The organism is Flavobacterium sp. WC2509, assembly GCF_052683105.1.
This window is the reverse complement of sequence record NZ_JBQZFG010000001.1, coordinates 2008173-2029972: the sequence shown is the minus strand read 5'-3', so window position 1 is coordinate 2029972 and position 21800 is coordinate 2008173. Positions and strand designations below refer to the sequence as shown.

Here is a 21800-nt window from a genome sequence, read left to right as displayed (position 1 = left end):
ATTTTAGTCCATTCAAACTTAATTCAGTAAGTTTGTGCAACATAAAAAACAAGAATAAAATGGCTTTAAATACTATAAACCCAACCGAAACTTTAGCTTGGAAAAAACTTCAAGCACATTATACCGAAATACAAAAGGCTTCTATGACAGCAATGTTTCAAGCCGACTCTTCAAGAACCCAAAAATTTAATTTGAAGTGGAATGATTTTTTAGTAGATTATTCTAAAAACAGAATTACTCAGGAAACAATCGATTTGTTGCTTGAATTGGCAAACGAAACAGGATTGAAAAGTGCTATTGCTGATTATTTTGGAGGAGCAATTATCAATCAAACAGAGAATAGAGCTGTTTTGCACACAGCTTTACGAGCTGACGAATCGGCTGTAATCAATGTGGATGGTGTGAATGTCGTGCCAGAAGTATATGAAGTAAAAAATAAAGTAAAAGCGTTTACAAACGAAGTTACTTCGGGGCAAAGAACTGGATATACTGGAAAACCTTTTACTGATATTGTAAATATTGGTATCGGTGGTTCTGATTTAGGACCAGTTATGGCTGTTGAAGCATTGCAATATTATAAAAATCATTTAAACGTACATTTTGCATCTAATGTTGATGGGGATCACGTAAATGAAATTATCAAAAAGTTAAATCCTGAAACTACTTTATTTGTAATTGTTTCTAAGACTTTTACGACTCAGGAAACTTTAACTAATTCTGAAACTATTAAAGCTTGGTTTTTAAAATCAGCTAAACAAGAAGATGTTGCTAAACACTTTGTGGCAGTTTCTACTAATATTCAAAAAGTAACTGAATTTGGAATTAATCCAGAAAACGTATTCCCTATGTGGGACTGGGTTGGAGGACGTTTTTCTTTATGGAGTGCTGTGGGACTTTCTATAAGTTTAGCAGTTGGTTTTGATAATTTCAATGACTTATTAAGTGGTGCCAATGAAATGGACGAGCATTTCAAATCTGCTGATTTCGACCAAAACATTCCAGTAACGCTAGCTTTATTAAGTGTTTGGTACAATAATTTCTTTGGTGCCGAGAGTGAAGCTTTAATTCCTTACACACAATATTTGCAAAAATTAGCTCCTTATTTACAACAAGGAACAATGGAAAGTAATGGTAAAAGTGTAGGTCGTGATGGAAAGCCAGTTAATTATGAAACGGGAACCATTATTTGGGGAGAACCAGGGACTAATGCACAACATGCCTTTTTTCAGTTAATTCATCAAGGAACAAAATTGATTCCTTCTGATTTTATTGGGTTTGTAAAACCTTTATATGGAGATGAAGACCATCATGATAAATTAATGTCAAACTTTTTTGCACAGACTGAAGCTTTGATGAATGGAAAGTCTCAAGAACAAGTACAGGCAGAATTTGACAAACAAGGATTAAGTGCAGAGAAAGCAAGTGTTCTTTTGCCGTTTAAAGTGTTTGCAGGAAATAAACCTACGAATACTATTTTGATTCAAAAATTGACACCAAAATCATTGGGTTCTTTGATTGCGATGTATGAGCATAAAATTTTTGTACAAGGTTTTATTTGGAATATCTTCAGTTTTGATCAATGGGGAGTTGAACTTGGAAAACAATTGGCTAATTCAATATTAGACGAAATTCATACTAAGCAAGTTAAAAACCATGATAGTTCTACTACATTTTTGTTGAATCACTATTTAGAGAATAAGTAGAATCTTACAATAGTTGAAAAATTGAAAAAGCCTAGATATTTGAAAATCTAGGCTTTTTTTATGGATGAAAATGTATATTTTTTTAAATAATTCAAAACAAAAGTATTGTTTCTTAATTTTTCATTATTATATTGTTTGTTTTTTGACTTAAATTTTAATAAAAAATTAAAAAATTAATTAATAAATATTAATATGTTTATTTAGTATGCGTGAATACTAAAATGTGTAATTTCTTAAAGTATTGTTAACATTAATTCATTGAAATGTTATAATTTTGCCAAAAATATTTAAACTAACAAGAATGAAAACAATGAAAAATTGGTTACTCTCTGGATTACTGTTTTTGATGGTTTCAACTGTATTTTCGCAAGGAAAAATTACAGGAACTATTACTGATGGGCAAGGTTCGTTACCTGGGGCAAATGTTGCTATTAAAGGTACTTCAACTAGTGTTTCGACTGGTTATGATGGTAAATTTACCATTGATTCTAATAAGAACTCTGGGCAATTGATTATTTCGTACATTGGTTTTGTAAATCAAACTGTTGATTTTACTATTTCGGAAAAAGGTACTGCTAATTTAGGTACTATAGTTTTGGTTTCTGATTCAAATCAATTGGACGAAATTGTGGTTAAGTCGTCTATTATGGACGTTGCAAAAGACAGAAAAACACCTGTTGCTGTTTCGACCATTAAAGCAAGTGAAATTCAACAAAAATTGGGAACTCAAGAATTTCCTGAAATTTTAAAAAATACGCCATCTGTATATGCAACAAAAGGTGGTGGAGGTTTTGGAGATTCAAGAATCAATATTCGTGGTTTTGATCAAAAAAACATCGCCGTGATGATTAATGGTATGCCTGTTAATGACATGGAAAACAGTTCTGTTTACTGGAGTAACTGGGCAGGTTTATCTGATGTAACTTCTGCAATGCAGGTACAAAGAGGATTAGGTTCTTCAAAATTAGCAATTTCTTCAGTAGGAGGAACAATAAATATTGTTACAAAAACTTCAGAACAAAAAGAAGGTGGTTCTATTGGTTCTACTTTTGGAAACGCAAATTATTTTAAAACTCAAGTGTCATACAATACTGGAGTTTTAGAAAATGGTCTTTCTGCTTCTATATTATACAGCCATACTATGGGAGATGGTTATATCGATGGTACAGAATTTGATGCTCATAATTATTATATTGGATTGGGATACCAAACAAAAAATAAAAAGCACGATTTTCAGTTTACATTTACTGGTGCACCACAATGGCATAACCAAAGATATTCTAATATCACTATCGCAACTTACCAAAAATATGGATCACTTGACGATCCAAACACAAAATACAATTCTGATTGGGGAATGCTTAATGGGGAAGTGTATAATATGAGAAGAAACTTTTTTCAAAAACCGGTCATGAGTTTAAACTGGGATTATGCCATAAATGAAACAACAAAACTTTCAACGGTTGTTTATGGTTCTTGGGGTCGTGGTGGCGGAAGTGCTCCTACTGGAGGTGTTAACGGTAAATTTTCTACTGATGCCTCTTTCAAAAAAGCAGATGGAACTATAGATTATGATAAAATATACGCTTACAATACAGGGAAGCCTATTCAATACTATACTGATGGTGTTCCAACTGGAGCTTTCGTTAAAAGAACTATGCTGAATGGACAGTTTGTGAACTCTGCAAATGCTGGAGCTATGGCAAACGATGCTTCTGGTTTTCCTGGAGGGGCTCCTGCTTCATCAGCTGGTATTTCAAGAATTATGTCATCAAACGAACACAACTGGTATGGTGGTGTTGTTAATTTGGACAAAAAAATTACTACAAACTTAACTTGGGATATTGGACTTGATGCAAGAACTTATTTTGGGCGTCATTATCAAAACGTAAATGATTTATTGGGTGGTAGTGTTTTTTATGACAACAAAAATGTTAATTTTCAACCACAAGGGAGATATTTAAGCGAAACATATTCTGTATCTGCTCCTTGGAATGCTTGGTCAAATTCAGACAATGTTGAGAAAATAGGATTCCATAATGACAGTAAAGTAAATTGGCTTGGAGCATTTACTCAAATGGAATATTCTAACGATAATTTGACTGCTTTCATTCAGGGTGCGGTTTCAAATCAAGCTTTTCAAAGAATAGATTCATTTATTTATAAAACTACCGATCCGCTTTCAAAAACATCTTTCGAAAATATTCTTGGAGGAAACGTAAAAGGAGGTGCAAACTACAATATTAACGAGCATCATAATGTATTTGCTAACGCAGGTTATTATTCGAAACAGCCATTCTTCAACGCGGTTTATCCAAACAATAAATCAGTTGTAAATCCAAATTTGACAAATGAGAAAATATTAGGTGTTGAAGGTGGATATGGATATCGTTCTAAAATTGTTAACGTAAATCTTAACTATTACTACACTACTTGGAAAGATAGAAATTATAGATATAATGATCCAGCAACAGCTGCAAATCCAGGCGGTTATTTTGATTTTCAAGGAATTAATGAAATGCATACCGGTGTAGAATTGGAGGCAAATTCAAGAATTACTGATAAGCTTAAAATAAACGGTATGTTCTCTTATGGGAACTGGGAGTATTCAGGGGAAGCTAAGAGTACTAAATTTGACCAAAACAATACGGTTTTAAGTTCGGGTATTTTGTATTTGGATAATGTAAAAGTTGGTGATGCGGCTCAAATGACAGCTTCTTTAGGTGCTTCTTACGAAATTTTGGAAAGAGTTACTTTAGACGCAAACTACAACTATAATAATAATTTGTATGCTTCTATTGATCCTACTAAATTCGATTCTCCAACTAATAAAGGATCTTTAGAACTTCCTTCTTACGGATTGGTTGATGCAGGAATTTCATATAAAATACTTGTAGGTAAACACAAAGACAATTCAGTGAATTTCAGATTAAATGTAAACAACGTTTTTGACGAAGTTTATATAGCTGAATCTAAATCTAACATTTTTGCTGATGATAATCTTCCTGTAGCAACTGGACAACCAGCGGGATCAAAGGGGACTTATACTTCTAATGGTTTGATTTATCGTGGTCTTGCAACTGCTAACCAAGTTTTCTTTGGATTTGGAAGAACTTGGAATTTTAGTTTACGTTTCGATTTCTAAATATTTAGAATCTAAATAAATTTTAAAAAACGGCATTGACTTTTAGTTAAATGCCGTTTTTTTATGCCCTTTTTTGTTATATTTGTTTAAATTAAAAAACTATTTATGTATTCTATTTTACAAAAATTTCATTCGGGTTGGGCTTATGTTGCACTGTTAGTACTAGTTATAGCAGTTATTAATGCCATAATAGGAATGTCTTCCAAAAAAGAATTTACCTTAAAAGACAGAAAAATTGCTTTATTTGGATTAATTGGAACACACGTTCAATTATTGATTGGTTTAATCTTATATTTTGTGTCTCCATTAGGTCTAGATTCTCTTGGACAAATGTCGGATAAAGCTTTACGTTTGACTTCATTAGAACACCCGTTAATTAATCTAATTGCTATTACTCTAATTACAATTGGTTGGTCAAAACATAAAAAATTAACAACAAGCGAATCAAAATTTAAAACTTTCTCAATATTTTACGGTTTAGGATTAGTGCTTATTTTAAGTAGAATTCCTTGGTCCTTATGGTTTTAAAACCATTTGAAAAGTCCTGAAAAGGGCTTTTTTTACCAATAAGTTTTTTGCAATTCAAAGTTTCACCTAATAAACTATAAATGAAAAAAATAATCACACTTTTATTTTTACTGGCCAACATTGGTATAGTAAGTAGTCAAAGTTCTATTATAAACAGCAAAAAATTTTCCATTAATAAAGACACTGTAAAAAAAGCTACTAAGCCAGTAGAAAAAGTTGTTGAACCAGTTGCTATCGCCCCGGATACTGTAATTGTTGAAACTGGAAAGTTTGTCCTATTCAAAAAAAATGCACATGCCTCTTATTACCATGATAAATTTAATGGTAAAAAGACGTCAAGTGGAAAGCGATTTGACAATAGTAAGTTAAGTGCAGCACATAGAAAATTCCCTTTTGGAACAAAACTTAGAATTACTAATGAAGCCAATAATAAATCGGTAATCGTAGAGGTAATCGATAGAGGTCCGTTTGCAAGAGGAAGAGAAATCGATTTGAGTAAAAAAGCTTTTATGGATATTGCTTCCAATAAAAGTAGCGGTGCAGTAATTGTAAAAATTGAGGAATTGAGAAAATAGCTTTAGTAGTTAGTCAAAAGCTAACATAAGTTATTAGTTAATGACTAATCACTCAATTATCACCATTTTTTAAAAGGATTGTTGCTTAAATACGAATTGTAATATCTTTTGTCATTGGTTACTTCTTGACCCAACCAAACAGGTTTTTCAAAGGATTCTGTTTCTGATTTCAATTCAATTTCAGCCATAATTAAGCCTTCGTTTTCGCCATAAAACTCGTCAATTTCTATAGTATGATTTCCTGATTTGACTTCAAATCTCGTTTTGTCAATCACACCTGCTTCGCATAAAAGTATTAATTTCTCGGCTTCGTTAACTGGAATTTCTTTTTCCCATTCAAAACGAGATAAACCCGAATCGTTAGAAATTCCTTTTATGGTCAAAAAGCCTTTTTCGCCTTTTATGCGCACTCGAACGGTTCTTTCGGGTACTGAACTCAAATATCCTTGTTTTATTCTGTTTTGAGCAAAAGCTTCTGCCTTAAATGCATCCGAAGTGACCAAAAATTTTCTTTCTATTTCTATCATGTGCTAAATATTATTCTTTAATTATTTTAAAAGTTTGAGGAGAATTAGTATTGAAAATTTTAAGGATATAAAAACCTGAATTTAATCGAGAAACATCAATACTGCCATCTGTAGTTTTACCACGTAAAACAGAATTGCTTTCGAAATCAAAAAATTCAAAATCGAATATTTTGAAATCATAATTATGAATAGTAATTACTGTTGTTGCAGGATTTGGATAAACAAATGCTTTGGGTTTTTCAATGACTATTTCTGTTTGTACGTTGTTACAGGCACTTTGTAATAAAGGGTCAAGGTCATTTTCATCAAAAACTAAAGCGTAATTGAGTTTTTTTGCTTTTTCGAATAATTCGCAGGCTTCATTATATTTTTTTTGATCCAAGTAAATAATACCTAAATTTTTCATTGCATACGAATTTTTATCATTGATTCGTAAAGCTTCTTTCAAGTCGGCAATTCCTTTTTCTGACTGGCCAAGTTTATGGTAGATTAAACCTCGGGTTGTTCTTAAATCCCTACCAGTCCAGCCAGTAGATCCTTTTTTGATGGCATCTTCTCTTTGAAAAGCAACATTGATGTTTTCCAATGCTTTTTCATATTCACCGGTATCAGAATATATCCTGGCAATCGATAATCTTGCGAAACCGAAATTGGGGTTTTCAGCCAATATTTTTTTCAAATAAAAAAGTGCTAAATCATCAGATTTTGTGACTTGCAAGTGATTAGCAAAATTGTATAAGATTCTCAAGTCTTTCGGCGCGGCAATCATCGCTTTGTAAAAGTAATTTGCCGCCATGTTTTTTTGTTCGAGACCTGTATAGAGATTGGCTAACAAATCATATAGATGCGCTTTGAATTTGTCAATCTTTACACTAGCGGAATCCGATGGTTTTCCTTTTGTGTTTTTTGAAAGATTGTCTAAAAGTAATTCGGTTCTTTTAATGTCATTAAGAGCTAAAGTCGTATTTCCCAAACGGTATTGTAAGTGTCCTCTTTTGTAAATATCGGATATAGTGGTTGGATTATAATTGGTTCTTGCATTTAATTCGTTCAGTGATTTCAGTGTTTCTTGTACGATTTCCTTATTAACATTGTTGAAAGGTAATTTATGATTTGTTCTGTTAATGAGTTTTCCATGAGCAAATGTCCAAGTTACAAGTTTGTCGCCTTGGTCATCAAATTGATAACTATCAGCATTTTTCAATCCTTTTTCATCATAATAAAATACCTCATTTAACTTGCCATTAGAATAATAGGTTTTGAGGCTGTCCATTAGCTTATCATCACCTCGCCACAATTCCATTTGCGTCATACCATCTTTATAATAGGTTCGGCTTACATTACCATTGTTGTTTTGACTCCAAAGTAAAACAGGAAAAAGAAATGCAGAGATAAGTAGTTTTGTATTCATTTTTGGTAGCTATTAAGATGTTAAACATAAGGTATTTTTTGCAGATTTTAAAATGATAATTTGCATAAATTTGTCTCATGTCCGAACCAACTCTCAATAGAAAAATAATTCACATCGATATGGATGCTTTCTATGCTTCGGTAGAGCAAATGGATAACCCTGAACTGCGGGGAAAACCGATTGCAGTTGGCGGTGCCGAAAATCGTGGAGTAGTTTCAGCAGCTAGTTATGAAGCTCGAAAGTTTGGAGTTCGTTCTGCTATAAGTGGAGTTTTGGCCAAAAAAAATTGTCCTGAACTTATCTTTGTAAAACCGCGTTTTGATCGATACAAAGAAATTTCCAAACAAATCCACAAGATTTTTCATGACTATACCGATTTGGTTGAGCCTCTTTCGCTAGACGAAGCTTATTTGGATGTAACCAAAAATAAAAAAGGAAATCCCAGTGCCACTTTATTGGCACAAGAAATTAGATTACGAATATTTAATGAAGTGGGTTTAACTGCTTCGGCTGGGATTTCTGTAAATAAATTTGTTGCCAAAATTGCCAGCGATTATAATAAGCCCAACGGTCAAAAAACGGTTAATCCAGATGAAGTTATTGCTTTCTTAGAGCAATTACCTATTCAAAAATTCTATGGAGTAGGGAAGGTTACTGCCGAAAAAATGTTTCAGCTTGGAATTTTTACTGGTTTAGATCTTAAAAACAGACCAATTGAATTTCTCGAAAAGCATTTTGGCAAATCTGGAGGCTTTTATTATAATGTTGTTCGTGGTATTCACAATAGTGAAGTAAAATCAAATCGAATTGCCAAATCAGTAGCTGCCGAATATACTTTTGACAGCAACCTATCTTCCGAAATATTCATGGTGGATAAACTCGATAAAATAGCAGCTGAATTGGAGCGCCGTTTAAAAAAGCATAAAATTTCTGGTAAAACAGTTACTCTTAAAATTAAATATAGCGATTTTACACAACAAACCCGCAGTAAAACTATGCCTTATTTTATTTCGGATAAAGCATTAATTTTAGAAACAGTTAAGGAGTTATTGTACCAAGAAAGAATGAAAGATTCGGTACGATTACTAGGGATTTCTTTAAGCAATTTGAATACCGAAATCAAGAAAACTATCGTCGTGCAACTCAAATTTGACTTTTAAGTTGCTGAGAGGTTAAGTTTTTTTCTTGATTCTGTTTTATTTTAGGGAGCTTATAATCTTAGATTCTCAGTAACTTAGAAACTGTTTTACTGTTGTTGCTGTTGTTGCTGCTCAATATAACTTATTTGCTCATTTATTTCTTGAGGCATTTCTTCGAGTTGAACATCATTCATTTCCTCATAATGACGACCATCTTCATATCCTATAGAAACACTGACAGATAATGTTTGTCTTGCCAATCCTTTGAAAGTACCTTTAATTAGAGTACAATCATAAAAATTTCGTCCTACAGACAGTTTCACATGGTTGTCCATGGTCCAAATATTATTGGTTGGATCAAGTCCTAGCCATCCTTGAGTTGGAGAATAAATTTCGACCCAGGCATGCGTGGCACCTTCTCCTCTGAGTCCGCTTTCATTAGGACAAACATAGCCGCTTACATATCTGGAAGGAATACCAGCAGTTCTTAAAAATTGGAGTAAAACATGTGCAAAATCTTGACAAACCCCTTTTTTTAATTCTAAAATCTCATCAATCGTTGTTTGTATATTCGTAATTCCTTTGGTGTAGGTAAAATTATTAAATATATATGCATTGCATAATTGGGCGATGGCAATAATAGAGTTGTTTTCTACATCAAATGTTGCCAAAATATCGTCGATATCCTGTTGCTTTGTGATTGTTTCAGGATAGCTAAGTCTTAATAAGGTAATGTCATTGTTTTTTTCTTCCTGTAGATCTTTTGGGGTAGTCGTTTCGATTTCTGGAATTTTGAGCGAATGGCTCACTCGAACTGTCATTCGGGATTCGATTGTCATTTCATTATGTGATGCCAGATTATTGAAATTCGCTACGCGATTGCCATAATAATCTCGAAAATACTCTATTTCTGGATCATGAGAAATTAAGAGTTGATGATCAAGAACATCTTGATCCTTAAAGTGATGTGGGAATAGTCGGATTTCGTTTATACTTTCTTTTATGGGCCAAGTGTATTGGTATTTAGTGATATGTATTATTTTAAATATTGCCATAAGATCTAAGTATAGGAGAAAAATAATTTTGAAAAATCGACAGAAAATTGATTGAGCTGTGTTTTTGTGGTTTCTAAAACCTCTTCTAATTGTTTGTTTGTCATGTGATGGTAATCTGTGTAGGCAATGTAACTTTTTAACCTTCCAAATTGATTGTACAATGTTCTGGTTTCACTTAACTCGCTGTCTTTTACAAGGCAATCTAAGTATTTATTGATTAAGTCTAAAGTAAAAATTACAGAATGAGCAAAATCTTGATTAAAAATAACATGCTCAACAATTTTTCTGTTATGTTTAATGTTGCTGTAGCTTTTTAGATATAATTCATAACCAGATAAAGAGAGCAATAGCCTTTTCCAGTACATTACATCTTCGTTTCCGTCCAAATTGTAGTTGATTGGAATGTAATATGCCTGTGTCATGGATATGGTTTGCAGGCATCGTTCGATTAGTTTTCCGATGCTAGAAAAACTCCAGCCGAGTCCTCTAGGCATAGTAACATGAAAAATACCATTGTAGAGTAATAATTCTTTATTGAGTTTGTTTACAACCTTCAATGCATCGGAGCTTTCTAGTTTTTTAGGAAGTTCTGGTGAATTCATATAGTGGTAGAGTGAATTGATGTGTTCCCAAAGTTCTTTGGTAATTTTATCTTGCGATCCTCTAGCGTTTTCACGTGCTTTTACAACCAGATTTTTAACCGAATTATGATTTTGACTATCGCAAATAATATATTTCAAAACAAAGGCGGTATCGTTTTGTACTTCTTCTATTTGGTCGTAAGTTAAATTGGTATAGTAATTTAATAGCGGTTTGTAACCTTGACAATCATCGGTTTCTTTGTCAAATGATAGGATGTAGCTTGTGTTAAGAGTAAGCAACATGCCGTCAGTTCTTTCCATATATCTATTGAGCCAGAACATTCCGTCTGCAACTCGACTTAGCATATTTGCTTTCATTTGAATCGATTTTTAAAATTGAGATAAATAACATTTGATTTTTAGAAATCGCACGATAGTATTTTCTTCTGATGTATGGTTCCAAATGGCATGATACATCAGAAGAAAATTAAAGCTGTATTCATTTTTTTTCTAGCATTTGTAAATAATCGGTTCAACTATAGTTTCGATGATGGATTCTATAATTGGATTTTGAGAATTCATGCTAATTGGCATTTCTTTTTTCATCGAATGATTTAAAATGATTGAGTTTTCTGTGTATTTGTTGAGTAAAAACATCCCGTTTGTAACTCCACTTGTCATAATTGCTTTCATAGTTATAAAATTTATTTGTTATACTTTTATTGATATCGTCTATGTTTGTTGCGAACTTGTTTTAATGACGATTTCATGGATGTTATTTAAAAATTTAAAAAGTTCAATTTGATTTTCTTTACAAATTGTATGATTTTATTTTCCGATGTAGTGGTTGTAATGGTTTCTAATTTGGGTACAGTCACCGTTTCAGTAAATTTTATTTTTGCCTTTTTTACTTTTTTCGCTTTTTTTTTACTTGGTTCTATTTCGATATTTATTCCATCGAAAGGATCAGCAAGGGGATCAAAAACAATAGTTTGTGATATTGTTACATTTGATGTTTCATCATTAGGAATTGCTTTGAATTCTGTAGGTTCTGAATGGCTTAAATGTTCTAAAACCATTTCTGGTAAGAAAGCAAATTTTGTGCTTTCGTTTTTTTCTGGGTTTGTTCGATTCTTTTCCATTTTGATTCATTTTAAAAATTAAAACGAAATTACTTTATGATCCAAGTGTCTTTACTTCCTCCTCCTTGAGACGAGTTTACGACCAATGAACCTTCGGTTAGTGCGACTCGAGTAAGTCCTCCAGGCACAATTTCTACTCCATTGGGTCCGCATAAAGCATAAGGTCTTAAATCAACATGGCGTAATTTCAATTGACCATCTATTAAGCAAGGGACTGTGCTTAGTTGAATAATCGGCTGTGCTATAAAATTTCTTGGATTGGCCAGAATGGCTATTTTTCCATTTTCAAGTTCTTCTTGGGTTGCTTTATTTCCCATAATCATTCCGTATCCGCCACTTCCATTGGTTTCTTTGATTACCATATTTTCCATATCGGCAAATACTAATTCTCTTTCATCTTTGTTTTCCATTTGGTATGTTGGAACATTTTTAAGTATAGGTTCTTCGTTAAGATAATATTTAATCATATCAGGAACATAAGCATATACCGCTTTGTCATCGGCTACTCCATTACCAACAGCGTTTACTAAAGCGACTGTTCCGTGACGATAAGCGCTTATAAGACCTGGTACACCTAGAGTACTATCTGGTTTAAAAACCAATGGATCTAAATAGTCATCATCTAAACGTCTATAAATAACATCTACTTGCTGTAAACCTGAAGTAGTTTTCATAAACACTTTGTTGTTATTGACTACTAAATCTCGTCCTTCTACAAGAGGAATTCCCATCTGTCTTGCTAAAAAAGTATGCTCATAATAGGCCGAATTATAAACACCAGGCGTAAGCAGTACTACATTAGGTTTGGATACATTTCGGGGCGAAAGTGAAATCAATATATTGTGAAATATATTTGGATAATTCCCAACAGTGTTTACTTTATTGGTAGCGAGCATATCAGGGAAAATACGTTTTGTAATTTCTCTATTTTCCAGCATGTAGCTCACACCACTAGGACATCTTAGATTGTCTTCCAGAACATAGAATTCTCCTTTTGCACCTCGAATCAAGTCAATTCCAGCAATGTGTACATGTATATTATGAGGTACTTTTATTCCGTGAACTTCCTGTATGTAATGAGGACAAGAGGCAACTAATGCAGCTGGGATTATGCCATCTTTTATAATATGCTGTCCGTTATAAACATCTTCCAGAAATAAATTCAGTGCTTTTAACCGTTGCTTAATTCCAGTTTCTACTTCGCTCCACTCGGCGCTAGTGATAATTCTCGGAATAATATCAAAGGGAAAGATTCGCTCTATTCCTTGATTGTTATCGCTATAAACGGTAAAGGTTATTCCTTGATTCATGAATAAATCCGATGCCTGTAATTGTTTATCATTTAGGCTTTCTGAATTTAGGTTTTGTAATGTGTGAAGAACCTGAGCGTAGGAATCTCTTACTCCTTCATTGGAGAACATTTCGTCCCAACCTTTTGGGTTTAATTGTGGCATCAGTTTCATCATGTTTCCCTAGTATTAAATAATCAATAATTTTATGAAATAGGGTCTATTTTACCAAGTTTCTATGCTAAGTTATTAAATTATTGTTGACGAAATCGACATTTGAGTGATTATTTTTTAATTTATGTGATTTTGTTTTTTAGTCTATCCTTTTTTAATAATTCTAATTTTTTTGAATAGATTTTTTTCCGATTTCGTATTGTTTTAATGAAATAGCATTGAATAATTGAGCAATTTTGTTTTTTGAAGTACTTTTTATTTTAATCCAAATTCTGGGTTTATGGTGATATAGTAGAATGTGTAAATGAAGAGTGTATTATAAAAAGGGAAAGTTTTTGTGATTAATGTTGAAGGTCTTTTACTTTTTCTTGGAGTTGAATAAGTCATTTTCTTCCTTATATTTATAGTTGATAAACAAAAGTATCTAAATCATTTTTCGATATTTATTAGTATTTCAATGGAAGACTCCAAGCACCAATTCGACAAATATTACATCAAAAAAGTTGATACCGATAAAAAAAGCATTTATTGCCATCATGATTTGATGGGGGAATTACTTATCCCGACACACAAACACAATAAAGCTCAATTTCTATATGCTGAGGGTGATGTTGTTTTTGTAACGACTGAAACTAAAACGTATTTTTTGCCAGCAAGACATTTCATTTGGATTCCAAGCGGAATTGAGCACAGCATTCATCCAAAGTCTGAAAATGTGATGATGCGAAATTTATATTTTCCTGTGGAGAAAGGCGAAGACACTTTTTATCAAAGCGAAGGTATTTATCCGGTGAATAATCTGTTGCTTCAAATGATGCTTTTTACCAACCAATGGAATGGCGATTTAAAAAAAAATAGTCCCAATTTTGTGATTGCAAAAGCCATAAAAGCCATATTGCCACAAATTTGTTTAACGAATTTACCATTAGAATTACCACAGCCAAAAGATGCTCGTTTAGCTAAAATCCTGCGTTATATTGAAAATAATCTCGGGGAAACGATTTTGTTTGCAGTTGTCGCAAATAAATTTGGATTTAGTGAACGCTCTTTGCATCGCTTGTTTCAAAAAGATCTCAAAATGTCATTTATTCAATATTATACTATCAGGAGAATTTTGAAAGCAATTGAACTGTTGCTTGAACGAAAGCTTTCAGTCAAAGAAGTCGCACAGCAAGTAGGCTATAGCAGTGTGCCGACTTTTAGTAATACGTTCTTTAAAATTCTCGGACAACGGCCTTCGGATTATTTGAATGGAGAAAATATTTTATAAATACGATGAATTTAATTTTTTAATATTAATCTGAATATCAATTACTTAAAGTTTTATCGTTAATTTCAAAAAACACATAATCTGTCCGAAATGAATATGTTATTGACTTTTTATGATTATCAGTCAATAAAAAAATAAAGGAACTTTGTACCATAATTTATTTATGTCGTCATGTTCTTTAAAAAACAGATTTTCACACTACAGTATTTCTTCAAAAAAACTTGTTTTACCTTGTTTTTGTTGGGATTTACTATTTTACAAGCGCAAGAATTAAAGTCGATTTCGTTAAACGAAGCGATTAAAATTGCCAAAGAGAATAACCGAAATATTCTCAAATCTCAACTCGAAGTAAAACTTTCTGAAGAAAACATCAAAGAAAATAAAAATCTTCGATTGCCTGAAATTGAATTGAGCGGTGCATATTCCAGAATTACCAATTTAACCGAGTTTAAAGGCGGTTTCTTAAAAGAAAAAGAGGTTACTCATACGATTCCTGAAATCTATGATGTTGGAACTTCTTTTAAAATGCCAATTTATGCTGGAAACAAAATCAATAATGCGATTAAAATTGCAAATCAGGAAAATCAGATTGCTCAGATAAAAAAGGAGAAAACTGAGAATGATATAGAATTGGAGGTTATTGGTACTTATTTAGGAATTTATAAAATGATGCAACTTCAAAAAATTATTGAAGAGAACATCAAAGAAGAGCAAAACCGATTAAAGGAAGTGCAGTCGATGCAAAAGCACGGAATTGTAACTAAAAATGAGGTTCTTCGAGCAGAGCTACAGCTTTCGAACCGAGAACTTGATGCATTATCCAATTCAAAAAACATCAAAATTGCGATTCATGATTTTAAAACCTTACTTCAATTGCCGGAACCTGATGAAATCACAATTGATACAACGGCAAATATTGATGAAACGCCTGGTTTAGATCCATACGAAATGTATTTAAATAACGCTTTGCAAAATGAAGAAATGCGAATTTCAAGCCAGGAACTTGCCATCAAAAAAACCGAATTAAATCTTGTCAAAGGAAATAATTATCCGAGTATTCAGTTCTTCGGGAATTATAATTTTAAATATCCAAACTATATGTTTTTCCCTCCTGACCCGTATTTATATACTTTAGGGCAAGTGGGTGTTGAAGCAAGTTTTGATCTTTCGGGATTGTATAAAAACAAAACAAAAGTTCAAAAAGTAACTACACAAATTCAATGGCAGGAAATGCAGTCTGGCATCATAAAAGATAAAGTTCAGGATGAATTGTATAAAAACCATACTCAATATCAGGAAATCATAGAAAAGTTTAAAGTGGTTGATAAAGCTTTAGAATTGGCCGATGAAAATTACCGTATTGTAAAGCTAAAATACCTGAATCAGCTGGTTTTAATCACCGAAATGGTCGATGCTGATAACGCCTTATTGCAGGCTAAATACAATAAAATTTCAACCCGAATTGATGCTGTAATGAAATATTATGAATTGCTTCACACAGCGGGAATGCTGCCAAATGGAATTTAAGACAGAAGTTAGAAAATAGAGATTAGAAATAGAAAAGATATAAAGTGTATGGTAAAGATTAAAAATGAAACTAAAGCAAATAAGTCGTTTCATATCATTATAACAATTATTGCCTCGGTTTTGGTTGCAAGCGGTATAGTATTAGGAATTTGGTTTTATGTGTTTCATAAAAACCATGAAGAAACTAATGACGCCCAAGTCGAGCAATATGTAACGCCTATTATGTCGCGTATTACGGGTTATGTTCAAGAAGTTCGTTTTGAAGAAAATCAGTTTGTGCACAAAGGAGATACTTTGGTTATAATTGATAATAGAGAATACAAATCAAAATTGAATGTGGCTTTGGCCGATGTTCAAAGTGCAAAGCAAAGTAGTATTGTTGCTGAGAAAAATGTAGCTACAACAGCAAGTACAACAATCATTGGAGAAGCGCAACTAGAGTCAGCAAAAACCAATCTTTGGAAAACCAAATTAGAATTCGACAGATATAATGCTTTGGTAAAAGAAGATGCTGCAACATCTCAGCAATTGGAAAAAGTAAAAGCAGATTACGAATCGGCACAGGCACATTATCATGAAATGCGAGACCGAATTCAGTCGGCAAATTTGAGCACGTCACAAGCTCAGGCAAATGTTCCGACAACGCAGACTGTAATTGCGTCTAAAGAAGCCGTAGCCGATAATGCAGCATTGTTTCTTTCGTACACAATAATCACGGCGCCTTATGACGGGTGGATCGGAAAACGAACTTTACAGCCGGGACAATTGGTAAAAGAAGGGCAGTCATTGCTTTCGATTGTTAGTAAAGAGAAGTGGATTACTGCCAATTTTAAAGAAACACAACTGCAGTACTTAACGGTTGGTCAGGAAGTAGAAATAAAAGCGGATGCACTAAATGATAACAAGTTTACAGGAATTATTACATCATTATCTCCTGCAAGCGGTGCGAGATTTTCTTTGCTGCCTCCGGATAACGCAACTGGAAATTTTGTAAAAATTGAACAAAGAATTCCAGTTCGAATTCAATTAAAAAATACAGATAAGCAAGCCGATTTTTTAAGAGCCGGAATGAATATAACGGTTATTGCTGAACACCATTAAAATGGAAGACAAGAGTATTTTTAAATCCTGGGTTCCCAATTGGGCAGTCATAACTGTTTTGTTTGTCTGTTTGCTGCATTCCATGATTTTGTTGGGTGTTTACAGTTCAAACGTTGCTTATGCGGCAAGTTTTTTGGATATTGAACCCGAAGATTTGCAATTTGCCATGTGCGTAACTTATGGAACTTTGCTGGCAACAATTCTTATCGAAAGCCGATTTTCGAATTACTTCCCGCCAAAAAGCTATTTAATTGCGATTTATATTCTCGTTGCAGTGACCATAGTTTCTTCTTCGTATGTGACCAATTTTTCAGTTTTTATTATCTTAAGAATTGCAGAAGGAATCCTAATGGCTCTGCCTTGTTTGATACTCAGACAATTATTAGTCGAACAGTTTGGGTCTAAAAATGGAATTATAATTGGATTTTCATTTTACTACGGATCTCTTTTATTGGCTACGCCTTTTATCATGAATATTGGCGTTTGGTTTTTGGATCATTACGATTGGAAATACATGTTATATGTTTCAGGAATGCTTCAGGTATTAAATGTCTTTTTAATAATGATAACCTTCAAAGGGCACAGAATCACAAAGAAAATTCCTTTGTATCAGGTCGATTTAACGAGTTATGTTTTGGTTCTGATTTCAATTTTAACGGGAGCTTATTTTTTTGTTTATGCTGAAAAAAAATATTGGTTTGAAACTCCAGAAATGATATGGGCTTTTATGTTATTTTTGATTACAGGTGGTTTATTTATTTTTAGACAGCGATTGTTAAAAAGACCAAGTTTTGATTTTGAGGTTTTCAGACATGCTAATTTAAGAATTGCTTTTTTGCTTTTTTTTATTTTTTACATCGCTAGAGCAACTCTAGGTCTTTGTCATAGTGCGATGTTTTCAATATGGAATTGGGATCCGGAAAGAGTTGCTGGAGTGCAATATATAAACGGACTTGGAAACGTAATCGGATTGATATTAGCCGCTTTTTTTCTAATGAAATCGATGCCTACAAAATATATTTTTATGATAGGTTTTACGCTTTTGGCGATTTTTCATTTTTGGTTTACCTTTCTTTTTGTGCCTGATGTTTCTTTATCGGATATTATTATTCCTTATGTTTTACAAGGAATAGCGGTCGGAATTCTTTTTGTGCCATTAGTTCTGTTTACAGTAACGGCGGTTCCAAAAAAATTGATGACTTCATCTGGAATTGTTGGGGTTTTAGGGCGCTTTTGGGGAAGTACAATTGGTTTTTGCATTATGCAGAATTCCACGGCTTTCTTAAAGGGAAAACATTTTTTAAAACTAAGCCAGTTTGTGACAGATAATAGCGCAGAAGCTCAGGAAACAATAACTAAAACAATGCAAAGTTTTATGTCAAAAGGATATTCTGTGGATGACTCTAATGCATTAGCCTTGAAAAAGGTTTTTAGCACAGTTGCCAAACAATCTACTTTGTTGTCAAATATGGAAATCTATACCGTTATGGGATATGTTTTGGTAGTCTTGGTTGTTTTAATTGGCTTTAATCAGCATTTAAAACAAACGCTTCACTTGTTTAAGAAAAAGATTTGGATCAGTTGATATTTAGTGATTCAAAATATGTTCTAAATAATAGAATGTTCGCAAAATGTTATAAACAAAAAAAAGACTATCATTGCTGATAGTCTTTTTTGCTCCCCCTCTTGGGCTCGAACCAAGGACCCTCTGATTAACAGTCAGATGCTCTAACCAACTGAGCTAAGGAGGAATCACCTTAAAGGTATGTATGTTTGCTAAAAAAAGTTTGCTCCCCCTCTTGGGCTCGAACCAAGGACCCTCTGATTAACAGTCAGATGCTCTAACCAACTGAGCTAAGGAGGAAGTTGTTGCTCTTTTTAGCGAGTGCAAATATAGGATTAAATTTAAATGTAGCAAACAAAAAAAGCAAAAAAAACAATCTTTTTTATTTGCCTACAATCGCTTTATAAATATCATTTCCATTAGCAAAAAGCAATAGGCTGATAAGCAATACAAAACCAACCATTTGAGCATTCTCTAAAAATTTGTCACTTGGTTTTTTGCCACTAACAATTTCAAACAATAAAAACATTACATGACCACCATCAAGTGCCGGAATAGGCAATAAATTCATCACGCCAAGCATAATTGATAAAATGGCTGTGATGCTCCAAAAAACTTCCCAGCTCCAAGAACTCGGGAAAATATTATAAATAGCCGCAAAACCGCCTACTTGTTTGTATGCTTTGGTTTCTGGGTTGAAAATCATTTTTAATTGTTTTCCATATCCAACTAATTGATCTTTTCCTTTTTCGATACCAAAAGGAATCGATTCCATAAAGCTGTATTTTTGTGTTGTGATTTTGTAGTAACCCAATTTCTCAAGAGAATCAAGACCTAAACCTCCCAATTGAACGCCTAATTTACCTTCATTGTTTACTTTTACGTTTACAGGTACTTCTTTTTGATCTCTTAAAACTAAAGCTGTAATCGTTTTGTTTTTGTTGTCTTGTAAAATGACTTTGGCTTGATCAAGGTATTTTGTAGTTTGACCATTTAAAGACAAAAGAATATCTTTTGGTTTAAGATTTTTATTTGGAGATTCATCGGCGATGTTTCCAATAACAAATGGGATACGAATGGTAGCTAACGGTTCTTTCTCTACTTTAGACAATTGATCAACAAAATCATGTGGCATTTTTATAGTTTGTTCAACGCCATTTCTTTCGATAACAACCTCTTTAGCTATCAAAACTTTACCGTTAATCTCTTTATCAAAACGGATGATTTTTTCTCCATCTACAGCAACAATTTTGTCTCCAGATTTGAATCCAGCATTAATCATGGCTTTGTTTTCTATCAAAAGACCATCTTTCATATCTGCATTTGCAATATACGAGTCACCATAAACAAAAGCCATTCCTATATATATGATGAAAGCAAGTATAAAGTTTACCGTTACACCACCCAACATGATTATCAAACGTTGCCAAGCTGGTTTAGAACGAAACTCCCAAGGCTGTGCAGGCAAAGCCATTTGTTCTTTGTCCATGCTTTCGTCAATCATACCGGATATTTTTACATAACCGCCAAGTGGTAACCAACCAATACCGTATACGGTTTCACCAATTTGTTTTTTAAATAGTGAATACTTTACATCAAAAAATAAATAAAATTTCTCAACTCTGGTTTTGAATAATTTAGCAGGGATAAAATGTCCTAATTCGTGAAGTATAATAAGTAATGATAAGCTCAATAGAAATTGAGAAAGCTTGATAATTATTTCCATTTTTTAATTTTCGGTTCTTTAATGACGGACAAAAATACTATTTTCTATTTTATAATCTGCCTAATAATATTCGGTATCTCTTTAAAACTTTGTTAATTAATCTATTTTTCATTTTTATTTTGAATGCAGTGCAATAACTTTACTAAATATAAATCATGTTTTATTACACTTTTATTTAAAACATTAATCTATTGTATTTATGCCTTCACAATTATTTTCTCCACTACAGATAAAAAGCATCTCACTTAAAAACAGAATCACAATTTCACCCATGTGCCAATATTCGGGCGAAGATGGTTTTGCCAATGATTGGCATTTAGTACATCTTGGCAGTCGTGCGACAGGCGGTGCTGGTTTAATCATTCAGGAAGCGACTGCAGTTTCTCCCGAAGGAAGAATTTCTCCAGAAGATTTGGGTTTGTGGAGTGACGAACATATCCAAAAATTGCAATCTATAACTAAATTTATTATCAGTCAAGGGGCTATTCCAGGAATACAATTGGCTCATTCTGGTAGAAAAGCTAGTGTTTCTGCACCTTGGAAGGGCAACAAAAAATTAGCCCAAAATGAAGGAGGTTGGGAAACAGTTGCTCCAAGCGCTATTGGTTATCATGATAATGAACCAGCTCCTACAGCTTTGGATAAAACGGGTATTGAAAAAGTAATAACCGATTTCAAATTAGCAACTCGAAGGGCGGTTCTTGCAGGATATCAAGTATTAGAAATTCATGGTGCTCATGGTTATTTATTGCACCAATTTTTATCACCTTTATCAAATGTAAGAACTGATGAATATGGAGGTTCTTTTGAAAATAGAATTCGTTTGATATTGGAAATTCTCAGTGCAGTACAATCGGAGTGGCCAAAAGAATTACCATTACTGGTGAGAATATCTGCCACAGATTGGGCAGAAGGGGGCTGGAATATCGAAGAATCGATTGAATTGTCGAAAATTTTAAAAGAAAAAGGAATCGATTTAATAGATGTTTCTTCAGGAGGATTGGTTTCGCACCAACAAATTCCTTTAGGGCCAAATTACCAAGTGCCTTTTGCAGAGCAAATAAAAAAAGAAGCCAAGATATTGACTGGAGCAGTTGGTTTGATTACAACCTCTCAACAAGCCGAAGATATTGTATCGAGTGGTAAAGCAGATTTAGTTTTGTTTGCTAGAGAATCGCTTAGAAATCCTAATATTGGTTTAGATTTCGCACACGAATTAGGAGTTGATGTTCAATGGCCAAAACAATACGAACGAGCTAAAAAATAAGTTTTAACCGCAAAGTGCGCAAGGTTTCGTTTTTTGAAAATCGCAAGGAACGCAAAGCTTTGCGACCTTTGCGAGA

The 21800-nt window shown here is 33.2% G+C and carries 18 protein-coding genes and 2 tRNA genes; 10 read left to right on the top strand and 10 right to left on the bottom strand.

From position 1 onward, the window contains the following. Positions 1-59: 59 nt before the first annotated feature. The 4 genes from pgi to ACUN3A_RS08490 all read left to right on the top strand — a co-directional run bounded on the left by pgi (position 60) and on the right by ACUN3A_RS08490 (position 5951). Complete coding sequence (gene pgi / locus ACUN3A_RS08505; RefSeq protein ID WP_445550863.1) at positions 60-1703, top strand: glucose-6-phosphate isomerase; 1644 nt, start codon at positions 60-62, stop codon at positions 1701-1703. 301 nt (positions 1704-2004) lie between these two features. Continuing rightward, the gene (locus ACUN3A_RS08500; RefSeq protein WP_445550862.1) at positions 2005-4848 is read left to right on the top strand and encodes a TonB-dependent receptor; all 2844 of its coding nucleotides are present in this window, start codon (positions 2005-2007) and stop codon (positions 4846-4848) included. A gap of 105 nt (positions 4849-4953) precedes the next feature. Then, positions 4954-5376, top strand: coding sequence for a hypothetical protein (locus tag ACUN3A_RS08495; protein ID WP_445550861.1), 423 nt, complete (start codon positions 4954-4956; stop codon positions 5374-5376). Positions 5377-5456: 80 nt separating this feature from the next. Further along, complete coding sequence (locus tag ACUN3A_RS08490; protein WP_445550860.1) at positions 5457-5951, top strand: septal ring lytic transglycosylase RlpA family protein; 495 nt, start codon at positions 5457-5459, stop codon at positions 5949-5951. 59 nt (positions 5952-6010) lie between these two features. Here the strand turns inward: ACUN3A_RS08490 and ACUN3A_RS08485 are convergent, their stop codons facing one another. Then, positions 6011-6478, bottom strand: coding sequence for a CYTH domain-containing protein (locus ACUN3A_RS08485; protein WP_445550859.1), 468 nt, complete (start codon positions 6476-6478; stop codon positions 6011-6013). A gap of 10 nt (positions 6479-6488) precedes the next feature. Beyond that, a complete protein-coding gene (locus tag ACUN3A_RS08480) occupies positions 6489-7889 on the bottom strand; it encodes a tetratricopeptide repeat protein (protein ID WP_445550858.1) in 1401 nt (466 codons plus the stop codon). 77 nt (positions 7890-7966) lie between these two features. Here ACUN3A_RS08480 and dinB point away from each other — a divergent pair, with 77 nt between their 5' ends. Next, a complete protein-coding gene (dinB, locus tag ACUN3A_RS08475; RefSeq protein ID WP_445550857.1) occupies positions 7967-9049 on the top strand; it encodes a DNA polymerase IV in 1083 nt (360 codons plus the stop codon). Between the two features lie 86 nt (positions 9050-9135). On the opposite strand, the gene ACUN3A_RS08470 is transcribed toward dinB, so the two are convergent. From ACUN3A_RS08470 to ACUN3A_RS08450, 5 genes are all read right to left on the bottom strand, one after another. Next, positions 9136-10083 carry a transglutaminase family protein gene (locus ACUN3A_RS08470; protein WP_445550856.1) on the bottom strand — a complete coding sequence of 316 codons (948 nt, stop codon included), beginning with the start codon at positions 10081-10083 and terminating at the stop codon, positions 9136-9138. A 5-nt stretch (positions 10084-10088) separates the two neighbouring features. Next, positions 10089-11042 (bottom strand): alpha-E domain-containing protein, encoded by a 954-nt coding sequence (locus ACUN3A_RS08465; RefSeq protein WP_445550855.1) that lies wholly within the window; start codon positions 11040-11042, stop codon positions 10089-10091. A gap of 132 nt (positions 11043-11174) precedes the next feature. After that, positions 11175-11357 (bottom strand): hypothetical protein, encoded by a 183-nt coding sequence (locus tag ACUN3A_RS08460; protein ID WP_445550854.1) that lies wholly within the window; start codon positions 11355-11357, stop codon positions 11175-11177. Between the two features lie 86 nt (positions 11358-11443). Then, positions 11444-11806 (bottom strand): hypothetical protein, encoded by a 363-nt coding sequence (locus ACUN3A_RS08455; RefSeq protein ID WP_445550853.1) that lies wholly within the window; start codon positions 11804-11806, stop codon positions 11444-11446. Between the two features lie 29 nt (positions 11807-11835). Then, positions 11836-13272, bottom strand: coding sequence for a circularly permuted type 2 ATP-grasp protein (locus ACUN3A_RS08450; protein WP_445550852.1), 1437 nt, complete (start codon positions 13270-13272; stop codon positions 11836-11838). Positions 13273-13726: 454 nt separating this feature from the next. Between ACUN3A_RS08450 and ACUN3A_RS08445 the strand changes: the two genes are divergently transcribed. From ACUN3A_RS08445 to ACUN3A_RS08430, 4 genes are all read left to right on the top strand, one after another. After that, positions 13727-14539: a helix-turn-helix domain-containing protein gene (locus ACUN3A_RS08445; protein ID WP_445550851.1), complete on the top strand. Its 813-nt coding sequence runs from the start codon at positions 13727-13729 to the stop codon at positions 14537-14539. A 171-nt stretch (positions 14540-14710) separates the two neighbouring features. After that, entirely contained in the window at positions 14711-16066 is a 1356-nt protein-coding gene (locus ACUN3A_RS08440; RefSeq protein ID WP_445550850.1) for a TolC family protein, read from the top strand. Positions 16067-16114: 48 nt separating this feature from the next. After that, complete coding sequence (locus tag ACUN3A_RS08435) at positions 16115-17167, top strand: HlyD family secretion protein (protein ID WP_445550849.1); 1053 nt, start codon at positions 16115-16117, stop codon at positions 17165-17167. 1 nt (position 17168) lies between these two features. Beyond that, on the top strand, positions 17169-18752 hold the full coding sequence (locus tag ACUN3A_RS08430) for an MFS transporter (RefSeq protein WP_445550848.1): 1584 nt from the start codon (positions 17169-17171) through the stop codon (positions 18750-18752). Positions 18753-18844: 92 nt separating this feature from the next. Here the strand turns inward: ACUN3A_RS08430 and ACUN3A_RS08425 are convergent. From ACUN3A_RS08425 to rseP, 3 genes are all read right to left on the bottom strand, one after another. Further along, positions 18845-18918 (bottom strand) — tRNA-Asn (locus tag ACUN3A_RS08425). A 39-nt stretch (positions 18919-18957) separates the two neighbouring features. Continuing rightward, positions 18958-19031, bottom strand: a tRNA-Asn gene (locus ACUN3A_RS08420). Positions 19032-19113: 82 nt separating this feature from the next. Next, a complete protein-coding gene (rseP, locus tag ACUN3A_RS08415) occupies positions 19114-20457 on the bottom strand; it encodes an RIP metalloprotease RseP (protein ID WP_445550847.1) in 1344 nt (447 codons plus the stop codon). Between the two features lie 199 nt (positions 20458-20656). Between rseP and ACUN3A_RS08410 the strand changes: the two genes are divergently transcribed. Next, on the top strand, positions 20657-21724 hold the full coding sequence (locus tag ACUN3A_RS08410) for an NADH:flavin oxidoreductase/NADH oxidase (protein ID WP_445550846.1): 1068 nt from the start codon (positions 20657-20659) through the stop codon (positions 21722-21724). Positions 21725-21800 lie beyond the last annotated feature (76 nt).